Annotated in this window: 23 protein-coding genes; 16 read left to right on the forward strand and 7 right to left on the reverse strand. The window is 29.7% G+C overall.

Translation table 11 applies throughout. The features are described from left to right. The first annotated feature begins 7 nt into the window (after window positions 1-7). The 8 genes from CF386_RS08325 to CF386_RS08360 all read left to right on the forward strand — a co-directional run bounded on the left by CF386_RS08325 (window position 8) and on the right by CF386_RS08360 (window position 9,660). Window positions 8-919: an ornithine carbamoyltransferase gene (locus tag CF386_RS08325; protein ID WP_089073973.1), complete on the forward strand. Its 912-nt coding sequence runs from the start codon at window positions 8-10 to the stop codon at window positions 917-919. A gap of 31 nt (window positions 920-950) precedes the next feature. Continuing rightward, on the forward strand, window positions 951-2,165 hold the full coding sequence (locus tag CF386_RS08330) for an argininosuccinate synthase (protein ID WP_225971816.1): 1,215 nt from the start codon (window positions 951-953) through the stop codon (window positions 2,163-2,165). A gap of 40 nt (window positions 2,166-2,205) precedes the next feature. Then, complete coding sequence (gene argH / locus CF386_RS08335; RefSeq protein WP_089073975.1) at window positions 2,206-4,068, forward strand: argininosuccinate lyase; 1,863 nt, start codon at window positions 2,206-2,208, stop codon at window positions 4,066-4,068. Window positions 4,069-4,141: 73 nt separating this feature from the next. After that, complete coding sequence (locus CF386_RS08340; RefSeq protein WP_089073976.1) at window positions 4,142-4,429, forward strand: hypothetical protein; 288 nt, start codon at window positions 4,142-4,144, stop codon at window positions 4,427-4,429. Between the two features lie 94 nt (window positions 4,430-4,523). Further along, window positions 4,524-5,567, forward strand: a complete 1,044-nt coding sequence (locus CF386_RS08345; protein WP_158522348.1) for a tetratricopeptide repeat protein — start codon at window positions 4,524-4,526, stop codon at window positions 5,565-5,567. Window positions 5,568-5,639: 72 nt separating this feature from the next. Beyond that, on the forward strand, window positions 5,640-5,861 hold the full coding sequence (locus CF386_RS08350; protein WP_089073978.1) for a hypothetical protein: 222 nt from the start codon (window positions 5,640-5,642) through the stop codon (window positions 5,859-5,861). Between the two features lie 526 nt (window positions 5,862-6,387). Beyond that, a complete protein-coding gene (locus tag CF386_RS08355) occupies window positions 6,388-8,001 on the forward strand; it encodes an ABC transporter substrate-binding protein (RefSeq protein WP_089073979.1) in 1,614 nt (537 codons plus the stop codon). A gap of 105 nt (window positions 8,002-8,106) precedes the next feature. Beyond that, window positions 8,107-9,660, forward strand: coding sequence for a hypothetical protein (locus tag CF386_RS08360; RefSeq protein ID WP_089073980.1), 1,554 nt, complete (start codon window positions 8,107-8,109; stop codon window positions 9,658-9,660). Window positions 9,661-10,507: 847 nt separating this feature from the next. On the opposite strand, the gene CF386_RS08365 is transcribed toward CF386_RS08360, so the two are convergent. Further along, window positions 10,508-11,098, reverse strand: a complete 591-nt coding sequence (locus tag CF386_RS08365; protein ID WP_089073981.1) for an alpha-ketoglutarate-dependent dioxygenase AlkB family protein — start codon at window positions 11,096-11,098, stop codon at window positions 10,508-10,510. A gap of 222 nt (window positions 11,099-11,320) precedes the next feature. Here CF386_RS08365 and CF386_RS08370 point away from each other — a divergent pair, with 222 nt between their 5' ends. Both CF386_RS08370 and CF386_RS08375 read left to right on the forward strand, forming a co-directional pair. Then, window positions 11,321-11,713, forward strand: coding sequence for a hypothetical protein (locus tag CF386_RS08370; RefSeq protein WP_089073982.1), 393 nt, complete (start codon window positions 11,321-11,323; stop codon window positions 11,711-11,713). A 720-nt stretch (window positions 11,714-12,433) separates the two neighbouring features. Further along, window positions 12,434-12,673, forward strand: coding sequence for a hypothetical protein (locus CF386_RS08375; RefSeq protein ID WP_089073983.1), 240 nt, complete (start codon window positions 12,434-12,436; stop codon window positions 12,671-12,673). Window positions 12,674-12,891: 218 nt separating this feature from the next. Here CF386_RS08375 and CF386_RS08380 read toward each other — a convergent pair whose 3' ends face one another. Next, window positions 12,892-13,329: a hypothetical protein gene (locus tag CF386_RS08380; RefSeq protein WP_089073984.1), complete on the reverse strand. Its 438-nt coding sequence runs from the start codon at window positions 13,327-13,329 to the stop codon at window positions 12,892-12,894. Between the two features lie 241 nt (window positions 13,330-13,570). Here CF386_RS08380 and CF386_RS08385 point away from each other — a divergent pair, with 241 nt between their 5' ends. Both CF386_RS08385 and CF386_RS08390 read left to right on the forward strand, forming a co-directional pair. Beyond that, window positions 13,571-13,780 (forward strand): hypothetical protein, encoded by a 210-nt coding sequence (locus tag CF386_RS08385; protein ID WP_089073985.1) that lies wholly within the window; start codon window positions 13,571-13,573, stop codon window positions 13,778-13,780. Window positions 13,781-13,902: 122 nt separating this feature from the next. Next, entirely contained in the window at window positions 13,903-14,430 is a 528-nt protein-coding gene (locus CF386_RS08390) for a hypothetical protein (RefSeq protein ID WP_089073986.1), read from the forward strand. Window positions 14,431-14,483: 53 nt separating this feature from the next. Here CF386_RS08390 and rarD read toward each other — a convergent pair whose 3' ends face one another. From rarD to CF386_RS08405, 3 genes are all read right to left on the reverse strand, one after another. After that, the gene (gene rarD, locus CF386_RS08395; protein ID WP_089073987.1) at window positions 14,484-15,389 is read right to left on the reverse strand and encodes an EamA family transporter RarD; all 906 of its coding nucleotides are present in this window, start codon (window positions 15,387-15,389) and stop codon (window positions 14,484-14,486) included. A gap of 310 nt (window positions 15,390-15,699) precedes the next feature. Beyond that, window positions 15,700-16,524, reverse strand: coding sequence for a LytR/AlgR family response regulator transcription factor (locus tag CF386_RS08400; protein ID WP_089073988.1), 825 nt, complete (start codon window positions 16,522-16,524; stop codon window positions 15,700-15,702). A gap of 95 nt (window positions 16,525-16,619) precedes the next feature. Further along, window positions 16,620-17,552, reverse strand: a complete 933-nt coding sequence (locus tag CF386_RS08405) for an AEC family transporter (protein WP_089073989.1) — start codon at window positions 17,550-17,552, stop codon at window positions 16,620-16,622. A 101-nt stretch (window positions 17,553-17,653) separates the two neighbouring features. Here CF386_RS08405 and CF386_RS08410 point away from each other — a divergent pair, with 101 nt between their 5' ends. After that, on the forward strand, window positions 17,654-18,544 hold the full coding sequence (locus CF386_RS08410; protein WP_089073990.1) for a LysR family transcriptional regulator: 891 nt from the start codon (window positions 17,654-17,656) through the stop codon (window positions 18,542-18,544). Between the two features lie 6 nt (window positions 18,545-18,550). On the opposite strand, the gene umuC is transcribed toward CF386_RS08410, so the two are convergent. Further along, window positions 18,551-19,810, reverse strand: a complete 1,260-nt coding sequence (umuC, locus tag CF386_RS08415; RefSeq protein ID WP_089073991.1) for a translesion error-prone DNA polymerase V subunit UmuC — start codon at window positions 19,808-19,810, stop codon at window positions 18,551-18,553. Continuing rightward, window positions 19,810-20,247 carry a translesion error-prone DNA polymerase V autoproteolytic subunit gene (gene umuD, locus CF386_RS08420; protein WP_089073992.1) on the reverse strand — a complete coding sequence of 146 codons (438 nt, stop codon included), beginning with the start codon at window positions 20,245-20,247 and terminating at the stop codon, window positions 19,810-19,812. The genes umuC and umuD overlap by 1 nt, the downstream gene beginning before the upstream one ends. A gap of 229 nt (window positions 20,248-20,476) precedes the next feature. On the opposite strand from umuD, the gene CF386_RS08425 reads away from it, so the two are divergent. The 3 genes from CF386_RS08425 (at window position 20,477) to purT (ending at window position 22,826) form a co-directional block, all read left to right on the forward strand. Continuing rightward, window positions 20,477-21,130 (forward strand): hypothetical protein, encoded by a 654-nt coding sequence (locus CF386_RS08425; protein ID WP_145955036.1) that lies wholly within the window; start codon window positions 20,477-20,479, stop codon window positions 21,128-21,130. Continuing rightward, entirely contained in the window at window positions 21,127-21,480 is a 354-nt protein-coding gene (locus CF386_RS08430) for a LytR/AlgR family response regulator transcription factor (RefSeq protein ID WP_089073994.1), read from the forward strand. The genes CF386_RS08425 and CF386_RS08430 overlap by 4 nt, the downstream gene beginning before the upstream one ends. A 161-nt stretch (window positions 21,481-21,641) precedes the next feature. Further along, complete coding sequence (purT, locus tag CF386_RS08435; RefSeq protein WP_089073995.1) at window positions 21,642-22,826, forward strand: formate-dependent phosphoribosylglycinamide formyltransferase; 1,185 nt, start codon at window positions 21,642-21,644, stop codon at window positions 22,824-22,826. The last annotated feature ends 184 nt before the right edge of the window (window positions 22,827-23,010 follow it).

A 23,010-nucleotide genomic window follows, 5' to 3' on the forward strand; every position in this document is an offset into this window, starting at 1 on the left:
GTGAAAAATGAAACATTTTATAACGGGTTTAGAACTAACAAAAAATGAAGTAAGAAATATATTTGATTTAATTGAAGATATAAAAACAAACCCTATTCTGTATAGTCAATCTCTTAAAGGCAAGTCAATTGTTACCTTATATGAAAAAGAAAGCTTAAGAACTCGCTTGTCATTTGATATAGGTATAAACAAACTTGGGGGACATGCAGTATATCTTGATAATCAAAATGGAGTGATAGGCAAAAGAGAATCAGTTAAAGACTTTGCATTAAATATATCGACCTGGGCTGATTGTATTGTAGCTCGTGTGAATCAAAATGATACTTTAGTGACGTTATCAGAACATTCTTCAGTACCGGTTATTAATAGTTTATGTAATTTATACCACCCTTGCCAAGCATTAGCAGATTTTATGACACTCAAAGAAACCTTTGGTAGATTAGATGGATTAAAGCTTACTTATTTAGGCGAAGGGAATAATGTTTCTCATTCGCTTATGCTTTTGAGTGCAATGTTTGGCGTGAATTTCTATGCAATTACACCAAAAAACAAAGAACCTAATAAAACGGTTTTTGAAAAATCAAAAGATTTAGCTTCAAAACATAATTCTTCTATTCAATTATCAAATGATATTTTGGACAGTAAAGATAGTGATGTACTGTATTCAGATTCTTGGGTTTCAATGGGTGATAATACAACTTTGGAGGATGCCAAAACACTGTATCAAAGTTATCAAGTAAATCAAAAATTAGTTAACTTTTCAAAAGCGAGTGCGGTTCTTCATTGTCAACCAGCCCATAGAGGCTATGAAATTACTTCTGAGGTTATCGATGGAAACAAATCAAAAGTCTTGCAGCAAGCTAAAAATAGATTATATGCACAAAATGCACTCTTACTTAAATTAATTGGAAAAATTTAAATAAAAATGAATTAGGAAAATAAACATGAGAATCGAACGTAAAAAAGTTAAAAAAATAGTTTTAGCTTATTCAGGTGGTTTAGATACTTCAGCAATTATTCCTTGGTTAAAGGAAAATTACGATGCACAGGTAATTGCATTTGTTGCAGATGTAGGTCAAGGTACAAGCGAACTAGAGGGCATTGAAAAAAAAGCTTTAAACTCAGGAGCCTCAGAATGTTTTATCGCTGATTTAAAAGAGGATATGGTTAAAAACTATATTTATCCCACATTAAAAACAGGAGCTATTTACGAAGGAAACTATTTACTAGGAACTTCAATGGCAAGACCTATCATAGCAAAGGCTCAAGTTGAGCTTGCAAAAAACATTGGTGCAGACGCATTAGCACATGGTTGTACAGGAAAGGGTAATGATCAAGTTAGGTTTGAGAGCTGTTATGCAGCTTTGGCACCAAACATGCAAGTGATAGCGCCATGGAGAGAGTGGCATTTATCATCAAGAGAATCTTTATTAAGTTTTTTATCAGAAAGAAAAATACCTTGCTCAGCTTCTCTAAAAAAAATTTACAGTAGGGATGCTAATGTTTGGCATGTTTCTCATGAAGGTGGTGAATTAGAAGATCCTTGGAATGAGCCATCAAATGATGTATGGATGTGGACTAACTCTTTAGAAAATGCTCCTGATAAATCTGAATTGGTTCATCTTAGTTTAAGTAAAGGTGAGATTATTGCTATTAATAATCAGTCCTTTTCCCCTTATGAAGCTTTAATCTTTTTAAATAAAATTGCAGCAAAACACGGTATAGGTAGGGTTGATATTGTAGAAAATAGGTTAGTAGGCATGAAATCAAGAGGTTGTTATGAAACACCAGGTGGTACTCTCATGGTGAAAGCATTACAAGCACTCGATGAATTGGTTCTGGACAAGAAGTCAAGAAAGTGGAAAGAGACTATAGCGACCGAATTTGCCCAGCTTATATATGATGGCTGCTGGTTTACGCCAATGACAGCTTCTCTTTTGGCTGCGGCAAATGTTCTTTCTGAAAAAGTAACTGGCGAGGTTGTGTTAAAACTTTATAAAGGTAACGTTATTGCAATTCAGAAAAAATCACCATTTAGTCTTTACAATGAAGATTTTGCAACTTTTGGTGAAGATGAAGTCTACAACCAAAGTCATGCAGAAGGTTTTATTCGTTTATTTTCTTTACCGAGCAGGATCTCGGCCTTAAATGAAAATAACGATTAGATTATATTTAAACAAATTTTGATATTGATTAGGTGGAAATATGGCTTTATGGGGCGGACGTTTTAAAGATGTTCCTGATTTAGAATTTAAAAAATTTAATGACTCTTTAATATTTGATTATAAATTAGCTGAGCAAGATCTGACTAGCTCTATTGCTTGGGCTGGTGCATTGCATGAAATTGGTATTTTAGAACATCAAGAATATCACGAAATTGTTAAAGCTTTGGCTGAATTAATTGTTGAAGCTAATGATAATGAGGATAAGATTAAATTCAACTCTTCTGAAGATATCCATTCATATATCGAACAAAGACTCATCGAGAAAGTTGGCGATATAGGTAAAAAGTTACATACGGGAAGAAGTAGAAATGATCAAGTGGCGACTGACTTTAAGCTTTGGTGTAAGCAAGCATCCCAGTCTATTCTTGCATCTTTAAAAGATTTAAAAAAAGATTTTGTATGTTTGGCCAAAAAAGAGCTAGGTACAGTTATTCCAGGCTATACTCATCTTCAACGTGCACAACCAATTTTATTTAGTCATTGGTGTATGGCTTATTATGAAATGATTAACAGAGATGAGCTTCGTTTGGAAGATGCTATCAAGCGTTTAGATTATTGTCCACTAGGATCGGGTGCTTTAGCAGGAACTGCGTATCCAATTGATAGAGAATCGTTAGCTCATCATTTGGGCTTCAGTGGTGCAACTTCTAATAGCCTTGATTCTGTATCAGATAGGGACTACGTTGTTGAGTTACTCAGTTGTGCATCATTAAGTATGATTCATTTATCAAGGTTTGCAGAAGATTTAATTTTTTATAACTCTGGTGAAGCTGGATTTATAGAGCTAGATGATTCTTTTTCATCAGGTTCTTCATTGATGCCGCAGAAAAAAAACCCTGATGCTCTTGAATTAATTCGTGGGAAAACTGGCAGAGTTTTTGGTTCGCAAATAGCCTTGATGACAACACTTAAATCACTTCCTTTGGCATATAATAAAGATTTACAAGAAGATAAAGAAGGTTTGTTCGATGCATTTCCCACTTGGTTAGCTTCAATTAAGATGGCGTCAAATTGTATTAAAACGCTTAAAGTTAATAGTTTTCAAATGAAAAAAGCCGCTATGGGTGGGTATTCTAATGCAACAGAAGTTGCTGATTATCTGGTCAAAAAAGGTATACCTTTTCGTGATGGTCATCATATTGTTGGTCAGTTAGTACAATATGCTTTGAAACAAAATAAATCATTGGAGGATTTAAATATAAATGAATTTAAATCAATTTGTAATTTAATTGAACAAGATGTATATGAGTGTTTAACAATAGAAGCTTGCATTAATAACAGAATGGCGCTGGGTGGAACAGCTACTGAACAAGTAAAATTTGCGATAAAGCAAGCTGAAAAAAAGACTTTATTTGAAGTTAGAGACGCTCGATTGGATGATGTTGAAGGGATATATCAATTAATTGAGTATTGGGCTTTAGTTGGTGAAAACTTACCAAGATCAAAAAAAGATATGATACATTCCATAAATGAATTTGTGGTATCTGAACAAAATAATAAAATTACAGGGTGTGCATCTTTATATATTTATGATACAGGTTTAGCTGAAATTAGATCAGTTGGGACTAGCTTAGATAATACGCACAAAGGACAGGGTTCGGCACTTATAAAACATATTTTGATTAGAGCAAAAAAACTAGCCTTAAAAAGGGTAATAGTTTTAACTCGTGTTCCAGTTTTTTTTGAAAAGCAAGGGTTTACTTATTGCGATAAGTCATCACTTCCTGAAAAAATTATTAAAGATTGCGATTTATGTATAAGAAAAAATAATTGCGATGAAGTTGCGATGGAAATGTATTTACACTCTAAAAATGAAAAAGTTATATATCAAACAAGTAGTTAAAAATCATATAAAGTATTTTTATTCCTGTTTTTTTTTGATATAGTCGACAAGACTTAATATTTGGAAATATATCATGCAACTTATCGCTCATATTCTAATTATAATGATGATGATTTCCATCATCATTTTGTTTAAATATCAAAAAAAAATTAAACACTCTAAAATATTCAGATTATTGGTTTCTTTACCATTTTTAGGTTATTTTGTTGTAAGTCTTCTAGTAATGGACTTTGAGCACCAACTGTTTTACTTAAGTATAAGCTTAACTTTTATTCTGATTTTTATGTTCTTTTCCATTAGAAAGAAAAAAATTCAAAAAAGAAACAAATTAAATAGAGAAAAATTAAAAGCTAGAATATAAATTTTTGATAATTATCTCGAATAGCTAGCAAAAAAACCTCTAAAAATAATTTATTAAATTATATTTAATTTATATTTATATGATGGGGTTTTTTATGCCTTCCTTAATTTTTAAAATTTTAATATATCAATTTTCTTTTCTGTGCTCTTGGTATCTACTAGCTGATAATGATGAATTCAATGCCTTACAACAAAAAGCGGTAGGTGGAAGTGCTAAAGCACAATATGTATTAGCTAATAATTTTTATGATGGAAAAGGGGTTGCACAAAACTATAATAAGTCTTTTTATTGGTATGAAAAAGCTGCTCAGCAAAACTTTTTACCTGCTCAATCAGATCTTGGTTATATGTACTTATATGGGAAAGGTGTATCTAAAGATGAGCGTTTAGCTTTTTATTGGTTTGAGAAAGCCGCTAAACATGGAATTACAGAAGCACAACTGAATCTTGGCTATCTTTATGATCATGGACGGGGTGTTACCCAAAATGATCAGAAGGCTTATTTTTGGTATCATCAGGCAGCTTTAGGTAATAATGCAAAAGCTCAATATAATTTGGGTTTAATGTACCAATATGGCCAAGGCATTCAACAAGATATACCTCAAAGCATCAAATGGTTTCAAAGTGCTAGTAAACTTGATTATATCAAAGCTAAGCAAAAATTAGAGCAATTTAAAAAGATTACCCTATGTGAAAATTCTTCAACTAAACTGTTTGGAATAGCTTTAAAATGTGCTTCAAGACATTTAATGAGCTCAGCTATTTTGAATGCAGGTGCAAAACCTATTCGAGAGAATACAGATTATTTTAACGATTTATATGAAACTAAAAATGTTTTTAAGGGAAGCAAGAATTTAGAAGTTTTTTATATTGAGGGCGTATTTGCCAAGGCAAAATACAGTTTTCCCTCAATGATGGAACCTTATCAAGTTAGAACTATTAAAGATTTAGTTGCATTAAAATATGGTCAACCAGATGAAGTAAAAGGTCAAATTGATAGAGGGGATGTTTTATATAGTTGGAAGTTAAATGATGGTATTATATTAAATGTAAAACGTTCTTGGCCAGATACCACTTCTTACATAGAATACATAAATCCAGTGAATCATAAGTTATTACTTTCATCATTAGAAAAATAATATAATTAATTTAGTCTAATCGTAAAATCTGTCTATACTAATAATGCATGTTATTGTAAAGACGGAGTTTTTATGAAAAAAATTATTTCAAGTTTAGGTATATTGTTATTTGCGTTCTCAACCGCTCTTTGGGCTGGTGGTCATGCTAGTGCTGATGGTGATGGTGTGAAAGAGCATATGGATCATGTTCATGATAAAGCTGATGATACTCATGATAAAGCTGTTGATGCAACACAGAAAGATCAAGAAGATATGGAAAAAGCTAAATCAGACATGACGTCCGATAGTGAGTGATAATACGTAAATTGCTCATCTATACTAATTAGGTTTAATCTAAGGCAACTTGATGTTGTCTTTTTCATACAAATTTTTTATCAATTCTTAATCTTTTTATTGACTAAGTTATTATCTTTAAATTAAAATTAATATAATAATCATACACTTACTTGATAAAAGTCTTCTTTTAATGAATAATTCAATAAAATATATTTAAGTGTAGGCTTTTCATATAAATTGTTATCTTGTTTTAATAAAAAAAAATGTTTAAATTAAATATTGGGGGGGGTCCTCATTATCTTCCACACTTTTAAATAGATCAAATCAATAAAAATAACACTGAGATTAAAAATATATTATTTTTCTTGAGTATTATTGTACAAACTAAGATTATTAATTATTAAGTTAATAATATATTAAACATTAGTTTATTGATATGAACATTTATTTAAAATAATATTTATTCAACTTTTCAATAAGAGAAGCAAATGAGTATACAAACATAACATTATAAAAAAATAACTTTAAAAAAGGCATAACAATAATGAAAAAATTAAGCTTAACAATGCTCACAATTGCGATTATGACAGCCGTTTCTTCGAATGCTATGGCCGCAGATGTTCCTCAAGGAACTGTTTTGGCAAAAAAACAAGAGTTAGTAATTGGTAATGGAACCGAGCCTGCATCTTTTGATCCAGGTTTAATTGATGGGGTTCCAGGGTCTCATGTAGCGGATGATCTTTTTGAACCTTTAGTTACAGTGGATGAAAATGGTAAAATCATTCCAGGCGTTGCAATGTCATGGACAAAAGATCCATCGGGAAAAGTTTATACTTTTAAATTGAGAAAAAATGCTAAATGGTCTGATGGAAGTCCAGTAACATCAAAAGATTTTGTTTACTCATGGAAGAGATTAGTAAGTTCACCGAGTAGTTATCAGGACTATTTGGCATCTGCAGGTGTCTTAAATGCTGCTGAAATTGTCAATGGAAAGAAAGATGCTGATAGTTTGGGTGTTAAAGCTGTTGATCCATATACATTTGAAGTAACTTTGAAAGAACCGAATCCAGCATTTGTTAAAATGTTAGTTCACTGTAGTACAGATCCATTACCTCAGAAAGTGATTGCTAAATGGGGTGATCAATGGACCAAGCCTGAACATATTGTGGGAAATGGTGCTTATAAATTAAAATCTCATGTTGTTAACGGTAGTATAGTCCTAGAGAGAAACCCTGATTACTGGGATAATGCCCATACTGTAATTAATCAAGTAACATATCTACCAATTCAAGAAAAACAAGACTTGAATCGTTATAAAGCGAATGAAGAAGATATTACTTATAATACGATAAATTCAGATGCTTACCCACAGGTCAAAAAAGATTATCAACACGAGTTGAATGTTACACCTTATGTTGGGATGTATTATTACGTTTTTAATGTGAATAAGCCTCCATTTAATGATGTTCGGGTCAGAAAAGCATTATCGTATTTGGTCAATCGAGAAGCATTATCTCAGTATGTAACTGGTCACAATGAAAAACCACTGTATCACTTTGCGCCAACATCTGTTGAGGGTTTCAAGCCAGAGAAAACTGAGCTTGAGAAAATTCCACCAGCTCAGCGTATTAAAATCGCTGAAGATTTACTAAAAAAAGCAGGTTATGATCAGTCTCATCCGCTTGTGGTGAACTTAATGTATAATAGTAGTGATTGGCATAAAAAAATTGCAACTGCGGTTGCTTCAATGTGGAATCAAACTGGTTTCGTTCAAACGAAATTAGATCAACAAGAATGGAAAGCTTATCTAGATAATTTAAGAATACATAATTTTGATGTAGCAAGAAAGGCTTGGATTGCAGATTATAATGATCCATCAGCATTTTTTAATTTACTTGTTGGGGGAGGCTCATCAAACGATGGTGATTACAGAAATACTCAATTTGATCAGTATTTTAAGGAATCACAATCAGCTTCACCTTCAAACAGAGCAATTTTATTCAACAAAATGGATCGAATAGTCAATAAAGATGCAGCAGTGATACCTATGTTTGAATATAATTCTCAACGATTGGTTAAACCATATGTTAAGGGTCTAGCATTAAATGACGCATTAGATCATCAATATGTTAAAAACTTTTATATCATAAAACATTAAGTCGTAGCTTGTAAAAAAGGCAAAAGTATGAAGCTTTTGCTTTTTTTTTAACATAGACATATATTATAATTTAGTTTCATTATTATAACTAAATAGACAAGTATTATGATCAAAAAGTTAGTTCCAATCTTATTAGTAGCTGTTTCTTATTCGACAAATATTTATGCATCTGAGAGCCCTTCTGACAAAAACTCTAATTTTGGAAAAAATACCCAAGTTATTGTTCTTTTAAGACATGCAGAAAAAGCAGCAGGACCCTTTAATAGTACCATATATTCTGGTAATAACTTATCTACAACTGGCACAAAACGTTCATTATTGTTGCCTGCATATTTTGAAAAGGTACTGAGTTACCAAATGAAAAATTATAAAATACCAGTTGTTCTTCAGCCTGATGAGCAAGTTCGCAAAATGATTGAGAATGATTACCAGAATATAGGTAATGAACTATCAAGTACTATAAATGAGCCTTCATATATCTTTGCTACTTCCCCACAACAATATTGGGGAAATCAATATTACACAAGGCCATTTACAACTATCATGCCATTTGCAAACTCAATAGATCAACAAGTAAATGGTAATTTTTATCTTGGTTGGACACCTGTGAACAGTTATGATTCAGGTGATAATTATTTGGGTTGTTACAATGCTAAAGCCATTAACTTATCCGAAGAGATTAAAAAATCTATATTCAAATCGACAAAAACTATTTGTCAAGCAGATAAAGCTGCCAATAAAAATGAAAAATTTAGTGCACTGCCAAAAGATATTTTAACAGAGGTTTTAAATAATTGGTCAAAACGTACTGTTATAGACCCTAATCAGGAAGGATCAAAAATATTAGGTCCTAATCAAGAGCATACAATTCAAGTTCCAGCAAAACATTACCGAGAATCCATAACATATATTTCTTGGGAACATGATATGGCATCTTATTTAGCTCAGTCACTTATTGAAAGGTTGGTGCCTGAAAAGTCAAATAACCCGCTTCAAATATCTAAAGCGAACTTATTAAAGTTAGTAACTAAAAACTATGGTAAATCAGATCAAACGAGAACATGGCAAAATGATGATTATGGTACAGTATTTGTGTTTGTTATTCAGTGGAAAAAGGATAACGCGCAGAAAATTAATACTTTTACTGGACAAACAAACTACCAAAAAGATATCAAACAGTTAGATGTTTACCGACTCAATCAATCATTACCAAAGTTTGAGGATTACAAAAAATTAGATAAAAATACTTTAGTGCAAATTTATCCAATTAATCCAAGTTCAAAATTAAGAACTGGTGATTATGATAAGTATATTCTGATGAATTTAAACAAAACATCACCTAATAGCTTGTTACCAATTAACGCCTCGTTATTTGATAATTATTATATCTGGCCTAATGAACAAGGCAGTTATAAAGATGGAGATATTGTTTCTAATGCTATCAAGGGAAATGATGCGATGTTTCGGTGCATAGATTCTAATCAATGTAATATATCTGAACCAGAACTTCTTTCTAAAGGCAAGGATACTACTTTATCAAGTGGGTGGGAAATATTATGTGGTGGACAGGTTCATAAAGAATTAACCAAAGATAACTTAATAAGTAATAAAAAAATCCCTTTTTGCTCTAATATTTTTAATCTGAAAACTGCTAGATAATTTTCTTAAAAAAAAGATAACCCTAATTGGGTTATCTTTAAATCACAAGGAATATAAACACCTTCTACATTACTATAAATCAATAATGAATTTGTGTTAGAACGATAAAAATGGGATAAAGATCAATTAATTATATTTAATTGAATATATTCTATTTAATTTTTTAAATACGATTCGTTATATCTTAGTTTTAAGAATTAAAGACGAATTTATCTACTTAATTCTCCTTAGTTAAAATTTTTTATTGGGCAGATAAGATCTTCAGTAATTATCAAAATCTAAACAATATAAGCCAATATATTGAAAAATAGTATCCTATATATCACAATAAAATTTCTTGTATATATCATTAATTAAATAATATCTTTTGATAAGGAGAGGGAAATTCGTTGAAAAAGTCATAGCTAAACTCTGATAATATTTAAGAGAATTTTAAATGTTTAAATGAAGTCTTTTTTTACAGAAATAAAGGTTTTGTTATTTTATCACGTATTTTTGTTACTTCATCATAAAGAACTAGTTCGTGATTATTAGTGATTTTAATATGTATGTATGATTTCTTTAATCTTTTTCTATATGAACAATATTAAAATATACTTGTTAATTTTTTTTCTTTGCCATTCATATCACTTACACAGTAGAAATTTTGAATATTTCCCCTTAATCGAAAACCAAAAATTTATAAAAAGTAATAATTATAAATTAATCAAAATTAATCAAAATTAATCATATTGGATCTGAATATACGGAATATATGTTAACAAAAGGAAATAAAAATATTATATATAATTTCTCTCTAGGAAGAGTGTCTACTTTTTATATAACTTATTATTTTCCATAATTAAAATTAAGAGTTTATTTTTCTAAAGGTTAAGTTGATTCTTGGCTCTTTCACTTTTAATCTTTTAGGTAAGGCATGTTTCCAATTTAAAATATTATAACCATTCATCAGTAGTAAACTTCCATCTTTTAGTAGAAGATTTTCGATAATATTTTCATTTTTGTTTTTGAATTTAATTTCTCTGTCAGCGCCTAGAGAAATGGATGCAATTCCATGAGAAGTATCAATTTCAGGCTCATTATCTTGATGCCACCCCATATAGTCATGGCCGTCTGCATAAAAGTTTATAAGTACAGAGTTAAAATGATTTAAAGCGTCTAACCCGAATAAATCTGTAGAATTAAGTCTCTTCTTTAAATCTAGTAACAAGGGAGACCAAGGATGTGCTAAAAAGATATTTTTGCTATATTGATATGAGGTGCCTTTATCCCCCATAAAACATGAAAGTCTTGGAGATAGATGTGTTTTGCCAAATAAAGTTATAGATTCTTTTTTTAAAGGTAACTCCATAACCTCTTTCATTATAGGTGCTTTTTTTTTCGCTGGAATAAAGTTATCAATATATTTTAATCCAAGTTTTGTCAGTTTATTTTCCATTGTTATGCAAATAACTCAATTTAACCAAAATGAATATTATATATTAAAATAAACCATTTTTTTATTAAACCATCCCTAAAAACATAATTTTTATCCCTATTAATGCTGTTTAGCACAAAAAAAAACCACTAATCATTTTAATCTTTCCTGTTTAGGAATGTTATAAGAATATATAGTTAATGATATTGATGTCATCATTAATTTTTTTATCTTGGAGGTATTATGAAAAAGAATATATTAATGACACTTGTTTTTTTTATTTTATTGACAACATCTTGGGCATCTCAGGCTAAGAATTGGGGTGATCCCGTAAGTCTTGCACAAGAATATACCGACGATGCAAATTATTCTAGTCCAAGACATTTTGTTAGGAAATGGATGGGTCATCATTTTACTCATTGTAGATATGGTAGTTGCACAGAAACAGTTGGTAAAAGAGAAATTTTACAAAACCATAGGGAGTGGAAAAGAAATAATCCCGGTTCAGAATGCACTGTAACTTCTGCTTGGTGGGAAGGGAACGGTAGACTTGGATTTACCTGTAGTAATGGTTGGAATGATTTATTAATCTTTAACCAAAATGGAAAATTAGTACGAGAAGAAGTTAGAAGTTAGATTTAAATTAACATTTCTTAGAGAGAAATATATTCTCTCTTTTTTTGTATTTAACCTAATAATTTAATATAAAATGTCATAAAATTTTTTTGAACTATAACTGCTAGCTTAGTACTCAATCTAAAGAACTCTCCCTTTTAAATGAATTCAATTGGTATATTTATAAATTCGTTGTTGAATTTATTTGCGATAATCTTATTTTATAATCATCAGTCCTTTTCTTTTAACAGATTGAATCGTTTTGGTTAACCTTGATGAAATGACTTTAAATGCTTTTAATCAAATTTTATCTTAAATTCATAAATAAGATAATGAATTGATGACATTATGTATTTTAAGATTATTGCTGTTCATATGTTATACCAAGAATTTAATTGAAAAGAATAAATCTCCAACTCTATTAAAATTTAGAGTTCTTTTTCAAAGATAAATACATTACTTCATCTATCCTTAATATTTTATCTGGAACAAAATTATTTAAATACTTTAAGCTGCAAGGTTTCAACTTTTTTCAATAAAATTACTGATAGTTTATCTTCTTAAAAATAATACATTTAACCTACAACACCGTCCCTTGAATCAATAATTTATCCCAATTATTTCTTTTCACCACACAAAACACACCTTTAATCATTTTAATCTTGTTGAATGAATGGTTTATAAGGAAAATATATTTTATTGAATAGACGTCATTATTAATTTTCTGTTTTTGGAGGTATTATGAAAAAGAATATTTTTATGACAATTGGTTGTTTGATCATACTTACAACATCTTGGATATCTTGTGCTAAGAATTGGAAAGAGCCACGTATTCTTGCACAAGAATATAATGATGATATTAATTATTCCAGTTCAAAGCAGTTTGTAAAAAAATGGAAAGATCATCGATTTACTCTTTGTAGATATGGTCGCTGCTCAACACAAGTGGGTAAAAAAGCAATTTTACAAAATCAAAGATAATGGAAAAGAGACAACCCCACTGCAGAGTGTGTTGTAACTGATGCTTGGTGGGAGGGAGATAATAGACTTGGATTTCACTGCACTAATGGTAGAAGTGATTTATTAATCTTTAACAAAAATAGAAAAGTAATCAAAGAAGAGATAAGAAGTTAGATTTTAATAAACTTAATTTTCAAGAAAGAGAGGAGCATTCTCTCTCATTTCAATCTAATCTTACATTAAGATGTAATATCATATACTTCTTTATTATTAATTATTACTAGGTTCGTATTCAATCTGAAGTGATCTCCTGCTTGAACAAACTCATAGGGCAGGTTTATGACTTCTCTGGTAGATTTATTTATAATGCTTTTATCATGAATTTCATAATCTTCTGTCTTTTCTGTTTGTAGCTTTTTGGACCATGAAGGTCTATCAAAATATTGAAACGCTTCTTTAATATTGGTATTATTTTTAACGGCTTGAAGTGCTTGAGGCAAACATTGATGTAATGATTTAAAATACTCTGGATCAGATTTTATTTTTAAATCTTTAATTAAACCATTAATGATTTCTTTAAAATATTCATGATTACTAATAGCATAATTGATGACATCATAAACACTAAGGTTATTGCTTTTCATTTGTTCTACAAGGGACTCATAATTTAAATACATATTAAATGCCTTTTAAAAATTTTAAAATCGATCTTAACTAATACTACTATTAATGCAAGGTTATTTGTGTTTTTTTATTAGATTTATATTTCAACGAGTAATTTTTTTCGGGTTTTGGGTGAAATACAAAGTCTATAAAACCCTTGGTTTTATAATTATATTTTTTTGATTAATTTAACTTTTTGTAAAAGTTATTTAGATTTAATGAATCGAACACAATTTTTTAATAAGGATAGAGTATATGTGTAAAAAAATGTTGTATTGTTTTATATCAATGTCATTTTTTTTTATGTCTTTTTTCTCAATAGGAAAGACTGAATCCGTAGAGTATTATAGTAACCGAGCTGACATAAATAAAGTACAAGTTTTGGTAATACAAATACCTGGAGTTAAGAGAAATGCTAAAGAATACAATCAGCAGCTTGCTTTCCTCCCTTCAAAAAATATTTAGTCTTAACACCGAAATTTAGCTTTGTAAGTTGGCCTAAATCTACTTTTATTCAAGGCAATAAATCTAAAACCTTTCCTTATCACAGCTCTTTTTCTGATTTAGATCATAAGATAAAATCAGTTTTGGAAATTCATCACAATATTAAAAAAATAATTATTGTAGGTCATTCAGCAGGAGCACAGCTGCTTCAAAGATATTTAGCTCTTTCTAATATGCCATACGAATTATCTTTAAATAAAAAATATAAAACTAAATTTATAATTATTTCTCCAGGAACTTTCATGTACTTTTCGAAATATCGTCCCATCAAAAATGATCATTGTCCTAAATTCAATAATTATAAATATGGAATGGAGCACCTAAATCATTATGGAAAAAAACATGCAGACACAATAGTTTCAAGATATTTATCATTAGACATCATCTATATGGTAGGTAGTCTTGACATCAAAAGAGGTGGTAATTTATTAAAAAACTGCAAAGCTGATATGCAGGGCAAAAACAGAAAACAAAGATCAGAAAACTTTGTTAGATATTTAAATGATACTTATAAACAAAAAAACAAGCTAATTATTCTCCCAAATGTACCACATAATTATAAAAAAGTATTTCAATCTCATGCCTTGAGGCAAGTTTTGTTAAATATTTAAAGTTAATTAATTGACTCATATAATTAAAAGTGGAGTCAATTTAATTCTATAAACTAAATCAACGCTTTGTTTTTATTTTTATTTTTATTGGATAAGATAAATGATTCTGTTATGGAAATCATAAGTGCTATCCAAATAAATGAAAAAGAAATCATTTGGCTTGAAGTAAAAGGTTCATTATACATATAAATGGCCGTTAACAGAGCAAGCGTTGGATTAATATATTGAAAAAAACCAATTGTTGTTAAGTCTAATCTAAGAGTTGCTTTATGCAAAAATATCAATGGCAAAACGGTGAGTAAGCCTGCACCCATAATTAACAAATCTAAAAGTATAGAGTTTTGGAAAAAATTAGCTGTTGGAGCAACGTCCAAAAAAATTAAATATGATAAAGCTAAAGGGAGAAATAGCACCATTTCGAATAATAAGCCGCTTTGTGAATCAATAGGAATTTTTTTTCTAAGAACTGTGTAAATAGCAAAAGAAAATGCTAAAGACAGAGCAATCCATGGAATCCCATGAAAAACATAAATATTGTATGAAACACCACATACCGTTAGGAATACTGAAATGGCTTTGAATTTTGTTAACTTTTCTTTAAAGAAAAAGATTCCACAAAAGATTATAATTAATGGAATCATGAAATAACCTAAACTAGCATCCATAACGTGATTGTTATTGATCGCCCACAGATACAAACTCCAATTAAATACTATTAAAATAGATGTAATGCTTAAGCTCAGCCATAATTTTTTATTTTTATAAATTTTAAGAAAATATTTAACGTTTTTCATCGCGTAAACAAGCATGACAAGAGATAATGTTCCAAAAAGAACACGAAAACAAACCATTTCTACCGTTGGAATGTCGTGAAGAAAGCTATAGTAAAGAGGCCCTAATCCCCATATCGTGTAGGCTAGAACGACATAGATTACACCTGACCACTTATTCGATATCATGTTGAGCACTCTACTTAAAAAAATTATTTTGCTAATATACTATATATATACAATTTCACATACTGATTTGTTTCAGTGAGAATTATTTTTTAAAATAAATGTGGCTTTAATGAAGCAAATAGTCTTATTTTTTACGACTTTCTCATTCAATTAACAAGGTAAGTAAAATTATATTTAATACATAAAAGCGGAATATCAGGCAATAATTTTATTTGTATATTTCCTTAATGAGATTACCCTTAAAATGATGACAAAGTTTAAAAATTTTTTATGACGAAGGTTTAACAGCTTCTAAAGAACTCTTATCGAGTTAACTATAATTTAAAGTATTAAGCACTAAATTCTTCCTAGATTCAGCTATGAGAATAGTTTTTTTATTCCTTAAGATAACTTCATTACCATTCATTTGTTCAATATATTTTAGGTTGATAATAGTTGAACGATTGACTCGAATAAAATTAAATGTTTCAAGTTTCTTTTCCAAATTACTTAATGTATCTCTTATAGGAAATTTTTCATTATCGACAATGATATCCATGTAATTACCATCGGCTTGAATATAGTCTATTTCATGAGGCTCTATGATATAATCTTTATCTACTTTATTCACAAAAAAATAAGTTTTGTGATTCATACTTTCTTTGGACCTATTCGTGATCAGATGTGTTTCTGATAGATAATTTTGCATCATTTGCTTAAGTTGACGATAGATAGCCCACACAATTAAAATGGCTGACGAATTCAATAAATAATAGTTTTCAAGTAACATGACAACATGCTTTACATACTCAATCCCAGTTTTTAATTGCTTCAAAAATAACATTTCTATTGCTCCAGATAATGCTAATGCAAAAACATTTTGAATGAGCAGTAGACTAAAGAAAAGAAGCCATTCTTTTTTTGTCTTTTTATATTTTACGCGCCACTTTTTTTGATATATATAAACAAATAAAGAACATAACAAAGCCAATTCTAAATGAGCCGAAATCCAGAATGTGACAAAGTAGTCTGGTTGGCCTAATGATAAATAAGTCGTTCTAAAAGCAGACCAACACAGAATCGCATAAACGATTGTACCAATCAAAAAAATAGAAAGAAGGGTTTGATTATTTAAAAATTTGACAATTTTTGGCATTTCAACCTTTTATACTCTTAAAACTCATGTGATTATTATATCTTTTAAAGCTAACTTAAAATAGTACTTTATTTAGTTTACTCAAGGTAATGAGTTTATTTTAAAATAAATTCATTACCTAGTAAAACCATGATTGGTATGATGACAGATGAACATATGGTAGTTAAAAATATTATGGTTGCACTTTGTGCCGCATATACTTTAAATTCCTTTGCAAAAATGAATAATGACGCTGCTGGTGGCAAAGCTGATAAAATTAAACCAGAAATTGCCCAGTCATGTGGGACATGAAGTAAGATCATACCGATGAGAACAATAAGAGGTTGGATTGTAAACTTAAACAAAGAAATCATAAAAGTATCTTGTATTTGAATTACTTTTTTTTCTGAGCCCAGAGCCATACCAATTGCAAATAGAGCGCAAGGAGTTGCTGTTGCTCCTAACATAGTAGAGCTTTCGAGGATAAACTCAGGAATAGTTATTTTAAAATAAGATGTTAAAAGACCTAGTATTATCATAATAGAAAAAGGTTGTTTAAATATATCTAAAACGATTACTCCTAAATTATGTCTTCTTTCTGAGTCATGTTCTTTTAAAAATGGAAGTAATATAATCTGAAAGATAGACATCAATAAAGTAGCCATTAATCCGGCAAGGACTCCTTGCTTTCCAGCCACAACTGAACAGATGGGTATTCCCATAAAGGCAGTATTAGGCAAAAACGAAAGCATACTTTTCATCGTAACTTCTTCTTTTGTAGATTGAGGATAAACATAAAGATATAAAAGTTTACTTATGATGAATACAGCTATCATTCCAATTGTAAAAACAATCATAAATTTAAAATTAAAAAATTGACTAAAGTTTTGTTGTGATAATGATGAGAAAACTAAGGCAGGTAATCCAAAATAATACACAAATTTATTTAATGCGACTAGAGCATCTTTCCCTAAAAGCTTTTTCTTTTCAGAAAAAAAACCCACCCCTATGAATAGAAATATAGACAAGAGTATGTCAATAATTTGCATTAATTTTTCCTTTTAACCACGAATAATTGTTTTCAAAAATAACACAAATTATGTATAATAAAAATTGATTATTTTTTATAAAATTATTACTTTTTATTATAATGAATCTCTCTATCAAACAAATTGAAACTTTTATTGTATTTTCTAAGCTTTTAAGTGTTTCTTTGACTGCTAAAAAAGTTAATTTAAGTCAACCAGCAGTTTCAAAAATTATTAAGGAAATAGAACATCAAGTTGGTGCGCGGATTATTGAACGTATTGAAAATAGGGTTTATTTAACTAAAGAAGGGAAAGTTTTGGTAAAATATGGAAAAAGATTACTCAAAGAAAACCAACTCCTGAAAGAAAATATTTTGATTCAATCTCGAGCCGGATATGGTGAAATTACTCTTTCCGTGCATAATGCTTTTCAAGATATTCTATTTGATGCTGTCTCTCAATTTATTTTAGAGTTTCCTAATATTAAAATTAATTTTTTAATTGATAACCGTAATAATATTTTAAATCAAATCAAAAATAATGAGGCAGATTTTTACTTTTTAGCTCCAGTAAATAATAATAAACAGCTAACCCAAAAATTTTTATATAAAAGTAAGATGACTTTAGTCGCTCCACCACAGCATCCATTAACTCAGAAAAAAAATGTTAGGCCTCAAGATTTAAATAATGAAACAATTTTAATTCCTGAAAGAAGCACAACAATTTATCAGGAGCTTGATCAATTATTAACTTCTTTTAATATCCAATTCAAAACGATTACGATGAATAATAATCTTTCTATTCAGTCTGGTGTGGCTTTTGGCTTGGGTCTTGCTTTGCTCCCTGAAGTTATTTTACATCAAAGTATTAATAATAAGCTCGTTATACCATTAAATTTAATTGATAAAGATAGGTGGATTTCAACTTTCTTAATTTATCATTCAAATCGTGAGCTGTCTCCATCAATGAAATTAATGAAAGATTTTTTATTTAATTTTTTTAAAAAACTCTAAAATTGATTATTTAACTTTAGGAATATCATTCCATTTATTGGTGTACGAGGGTGATAAGAATTTTCGATTCATCTTCCATTTGATACGAATGCCTTGGCTTGCAATGAATAATTTACCATGTTTACTTTGATTAATATTATCGATGACGTTCATAAGCTTAGATTTTAGCTCTGATTCTTCTTTTTTAAATAGATCTATTTGTTCCATTTTTTCTTGATAAAAGTCACTGAGAATCACACCAGATTTATGATATTGGTATTCAGGGAGCCATATTTTTTTTAATATTTGATTGGCTACTTGAATCACTTTTATATAATTATTAGTCGGCTTTAATAAACTTTGTGCAAAGAAATTAGAATAATAACCTTGTTTTGAAAATCGATTAGTTTGGATAAATATGCCAATATTTTTTGTTCTTTGATTTTCTCTTCGTAATTTTTCAGTAGCTCTAAAGGCATAGGTGGAAATGGCTTGTTGCATGTCATCGATATTCTCAATTTTTTTACCAAAAGATTTGCTACAAACAATTTGTTTTTTAGGTGTAGGCTGTTCTTCTAAATTTAATATAGATTGGCCATTTAATTCGTATATAATGCGTTCAACAACAACCGAAAATTTTTTTCGTATTGTAATAGGATCAACCTGGGCTAAATCGAAAACTGACTTTATTCCTAATAAGTTTAATTTTTTATTTAATTTATATCCCACCCCCCATACTTCTGAAACAGGTGTTATTTTCATCAATTTATGTTGTGCTTGAATATTGCATAAATTACAAACCCCATTAAGAGTAGGGTATTTTTTAGCTGCATAGTTGGCCAATTTGGCGAGTGTTTTTGTTGGACCAATTCCAACTCCTACTGAAACACCAACATGCTTTTTAACTGTATTTTTAATTAATGATCCGAACTTAGACAGTTCATTTAACTCTGTTAAATCTAAGAAAGCCTCATCAATTGAATATACTTCTATATGAGGAGCCAATTGATCTAAGGTTTTCATCACTCTCGAACTAATATTTGCGTACAAGGTATAATTGGATGAAAAGCACTGAATATTATAGTTTTTAATCTTATCTTGAATCTTGAAAACAGGAATGCCCATAGATATCCCTAATTCTTTGGCTTCTTTTGAACGAGCAACAACACAGCCATCATTGTTTGATAAAACAATAATAGGAACCCCATTTAAATCAGGTCTAAATAGTCTTTCACAGCTAGCGTAAAAATTATTACAATCTACTAATGCAAATATTTTAGAACTCATTACTTTAACTTTCTAATAATGTTTGTGACTACGCCAAACACCTCAAACTCATGACTGTCAGTTATTGTGATCGGACTGTAAGAGGAATTATGTGGAACTAAAATAGGCGTAGGTTTTAAGTGTATTTCTTTTACAGTTAACTCATTATTTAAACAGGCAATAATAATATTACCATGCTGGACGGTAATGGAACGGTCTACCACCAATATATCATTAGGATATATTCCCGCATCGATCATAGAATCGCCATCTACCTCTACAAAATAAGAAGAGGAAGGGTTCTTTATGCACAACTCATTTAAATCAAGCTCTCTTTCAATATAATCTTCCGCGGGTGATGGAAAACCTGCTGATACCTTATCTCTAAAAACTGGAATTAATGTTGATGACAATCTCTTATTATGTGTTTTTTTTATGTTTAATATTTTTACTTTCATATATCACTAAAAATAATTATACTGTCTATACATACAGTATAATTATTTATTGATTTTTGATCAATGTTTCTAGATATAAGTGATAAAATTCTTATTAAGATATATCTTGGAAAGAAAAAATGAGACAAATAGCTTATTAGCAACTAATCTTTTGGAGTGTATCAAAATTTGCATACAGATCTTAGTTTCTATAAGCTGTCATACAATAAATTTGAAATAATAAGGCTCTATGAACAACATCTTGAAATACTTAACAAAAGTTATTTATAACTCTCCTATATTATATACATTTTTAGGTTTTTTACTTTTAAAATACACTTGGAATATATTTCTATATGCTTATAACAGATTTGAAGAATCAAAAGAAACAATAGATTTTCAAAAGCATCAAGATATCGCACCTTTTTCCTACTATTTACTGAATGAATTATTTAGTCAAATAGCAGTTTTTGTGACAATTTGGATTTTATTAATTTATTTATATCGTTATTTTTATTTGAAAGAAGATTTAACTTTTAAAAAAGCGATAAATACTTTTATAGGTTCTGTTTTTGCATTTTGTTTGATTTTAACATTGATGAAAATCATAAGTGAATTAACATTTGGCGGAATTTGGTATGGTAATCCTAGTTACGAAAGGTTTATATATGGTTTAGAAATAGCGACTCAACCAGCAAGATTATTCGGTAACTTATATTTTTCATCCGCAGCAATTTTAGATTTAGGCGTTTTTTGTCTGATATGTCGTTTGATGAAAAAAAATGAAATCAAATTTTTTACTAACAAAGCATTAAGAAAACTTATTCCATTAAATACAACGGTTCAAAAAGATTTATCTATGAATGATATTTCTGTTGATCAGGAAAAAAAGAAGACGATTTGATACGAGTTTTGACTGTAGATAAAGCTAATGAAAAAATTTTTATCAATATTGAAGATGTTTTATATTTTTGTTCAGATGGAAATTACATTGATGTATACACTGAAAATGAAACGTATTGTATTCGTATGACACTTAAAGAATTAGAACTAAAGTTGTCAAATTATTTTAAAAGAGTACACCGTTCTAGTATTGTAAATTTAACAAAAGTTAAATCTATCAAATTAGAATCGAACAACAGAAGTTTTAAATTAAATATGACAAATAATCAAGAAGTTGTAGTTTCTCGCAAATACCAGCCTATTATAAAAAAAGACTTGAATCGCGTTAAACATTGCGAGCATTTTAAATAACTTAGGACTGTCAAGCGTGTCTAGTGTAATTTATTTTATTTAGTTCACGGGGGGTGTACAAACATCCGTTATTAAGCTATCTTGTATAAGTGTCATTTTAATATTTGATTAATTATCAGTAACTCATAATTAATATATATAAATTTTATAGAGGCTTGAATATGAATGAAATTGGAACAGCCAATTCGGGTTCACAAATAAGTATGATGCTTTTGGGGTCTGGGGAGTTAGGAAAAGAATTTACGATTGCTGCACAGAGGCTTGGGATATATGTTATTGCGGTCGATCGATACCCAAATGCACCAGCAATGCAAGTAGCACATCAAGCAGAAGTTATTAATATGCAGGATCATTTTCAAATTAAACATTTGATTGAAAAGTTAAATCCAACATTTATTGTTCCAGAAATTGAAGCAATATCGACACGCACATTGTTAGAGTTAGAAATGAACGGCTTTAATGTTGTTCCATCAGCTAAAGCAGTGCATTTAACGATGGACAGACAGGGTATTCGTGATTTAGCAGCCAATGAATTAAATTTACCTACATCTAAGTTTAAGTTTATTGATAATTATCAAGATTATTTAGAGGGTATAAAAAAAATTGGGATTCCGTGTGTTTTAAAACCTACGAGAAGTAGCTCTGGTAAAGGGCAGTTTTATATTAAATCTTCTGAAGATATTGAAACAGCTTGGCATTATGCTCATGAAAATAGCAGAGGGAAAAGTGATGCCTTTATTATTGAAGAGTTTATAAAATTTGATGAAGAAATTACATTATTGACAGTCAAGCATCAAGATGGAACATCATTTTGTCAGCCAATAGGGCATACGCAGAAAAATGGGGATTATCAGGAGTCATGGCAGCCACATGATTTGAAAGAAAATGTTATCAAACAGGCGCAACATATTGCAAAGACGATTACCGATAATTTGGGTGGTCATGGAATCTTTGGTGTTGAGTTATTTATTAAAGGCGATGAAGTATATTTTAATGAGGTATCACCACGACCTCATGATACAGGCCTAGTTACATTAGTTTCTCAAAATATAAATCAGTTTGAGCTTCATCTTCGTGCTATTTTAGGACTCCCTGTTCCTAAGAATATTTCTATAAGAACACCTGCCGCTTCAGCAGCAATTTTATTAGTAGGAAATTCGAATGAACCAAGTTTTGTGGGTGTGCCGGATGCGTTGAAGGTAAAAAATTCGGATATTAAATTATTTGGAAAGCCTTTCATAAATGGACAAAGGAGAATGGGCGTAGCGTTAGTATATGACGATAAGATTGAGGATGCTGTACAAAGGGCAAATCAATGTGCTAAAAAGATAGACTTAAAACATTAATAAGCTTTTAGTCTGATAGTGGCTCGATTATTTGAAAAAGCTTAAATATTTATTTAGTTATGTTTATTTAATTATAAATGAATTAAATAAGATTCACAGCGACGTTATTAGTTAGTTTATGTCTTGGATGAATTTACATTGTAAATTTAATCAAGGTAAAATATTTTAATTAGTCTAATGATAA

The sequence above is a fragment of the Paraphotobacterium marinum genome (assembly GCF_002216855.1).
GTDB classification, from domain to species: Bacteria; Pseudomonadota; Gammaproteobacteria; order Enterobacterales; family Vibrionaceae; genus Paraphotobacterium; species Paraphotobacterium marinum.

Coding starts and splice junctions, on each gene's coding strand:
- CF386_RS08325 (WP_089073973.1), top strand. CDS start 8: ATGAAACATTTTATAACGGGTTTAGAACTAACAAAAAATGAAGTAAGA.
- argH (WP_089073975.1), top strand. CDS start 2,206: ATGGCTTTATGGGGCGGACGTTTTAAAGATGTTCCTGATTTAGAATTT.
- CF386_RS08340 (WP_089073976.1), top strand. CDS start 4,142: ATGCAACTTATCGCTCATATTCTAATTATAATGATGATGATTTCCATC.
- CF386_RS08345 (WP_158522348.1), top strand. CDS start 4,524: ATGCCTTCCTTAATTTTTAAAATTTTAATATATCAATTTTCTTTTCTG.
- CF386_RS08350 (WP_089073978.1), top strand. CDS start 5,640: ATGAAAAAAATTATTTCAAGTTTAGGTATATTGTTATTTGCGTTCTCA.
- CF386_RS08355 (WP_089073979.1), top strand. CDS start 6,388: ATGAAAAAATTAAGCTTAACAATGCTCACAATTGCGATTATGACAGCC.
- CF386_RS08360 (WP_089073980.1), top strand. CDS start 8,107: ATGATCAAAAAGTTAGTTCCAATCTTATTAGTAGCTGTTTCTTATTCG.
- CF386_RS08365 (WP_089073981.1), bottom strand. CDS start 11,098: ATGGAAAATAAACTGACAAAACTTGGATTAAAATATATTGATAACTTT.
- CF386_RS08370 (WP_089073982.1), top strand. CDS start 11,321: ATGAAAAAGAATATATTAATGACACTTGTTTTTTTTATTTTATTGACA.
- CF386_RS08375 (WP_089073983.1), top strand. CDS start 12,434: ATGAAAAAGAATATTTTTATGACAATTGGTTGTTTGATCATACTTACA.
- CF386_RS08380 (WP_089073984.1), bottom strand. CDS start 13,329: ATGTATTTAAATTATGAGTCCCTTGTAGAACAAATGAAAAGCAATAAC.
- CF386_RS08385 (WP_089073985.1), top strand. CDS start 13,571: ATGTGTAAAAAAATGTTGTATTGTTTTATATCAATGTCATTTTTTTTT.
- rarD (WP_089073987.1), bottom strand. CDS start 15,389: ATGATATCGAATAAGTGGTCAGGTGTAATCTATGTCGTTCTAGCCTAC.
- CF386_RS08400 (WP_089073988.1), bottom strand. CDS start 16,524: ATGCCAAAAATTGTCAAATTTTTAAATAATCAAACCCTTCTTTCTATT.
- CF386_RS08405 (WP_089073989.1), bottom strand. CDS start 17,552: ATGCAAATTATTGACATACTCTTGTCTATATTTCTATTCATAGGGGTG.
- CF386_RS08410 (WP_089073990.1), top strand. CDS start 17,654: ATGAATCTCTCTATCAAACAAATTGAAACTTTTATTGTATTTTCTAAG.
- umuC (WP_089073991.1), bottom strand. CDS start 19,810: ATGAGTTCTAAAATATTTGCATTAGTAGATTGTAATAATTTTTACGCT.
- umuD (WP_089073992.1), bottom strand. CDS start 20,247: ATGAAAGTAAAAATATTAAACATAAAAAAAACACATAATAAGAGATTG.
- CF386_RS08425 (WP_145955036.1), top strand. CDS start 20,477: ATGAACAACATCTTGAAATACTTAACAAAAGTTATTTATAACTCTCCT.
- purT (WP_089073995.1), top strand. CDS start 21,642: ATGAATGAAATTGGAACAGCCAATTCGGGTTCACAAATAAGTATGATG.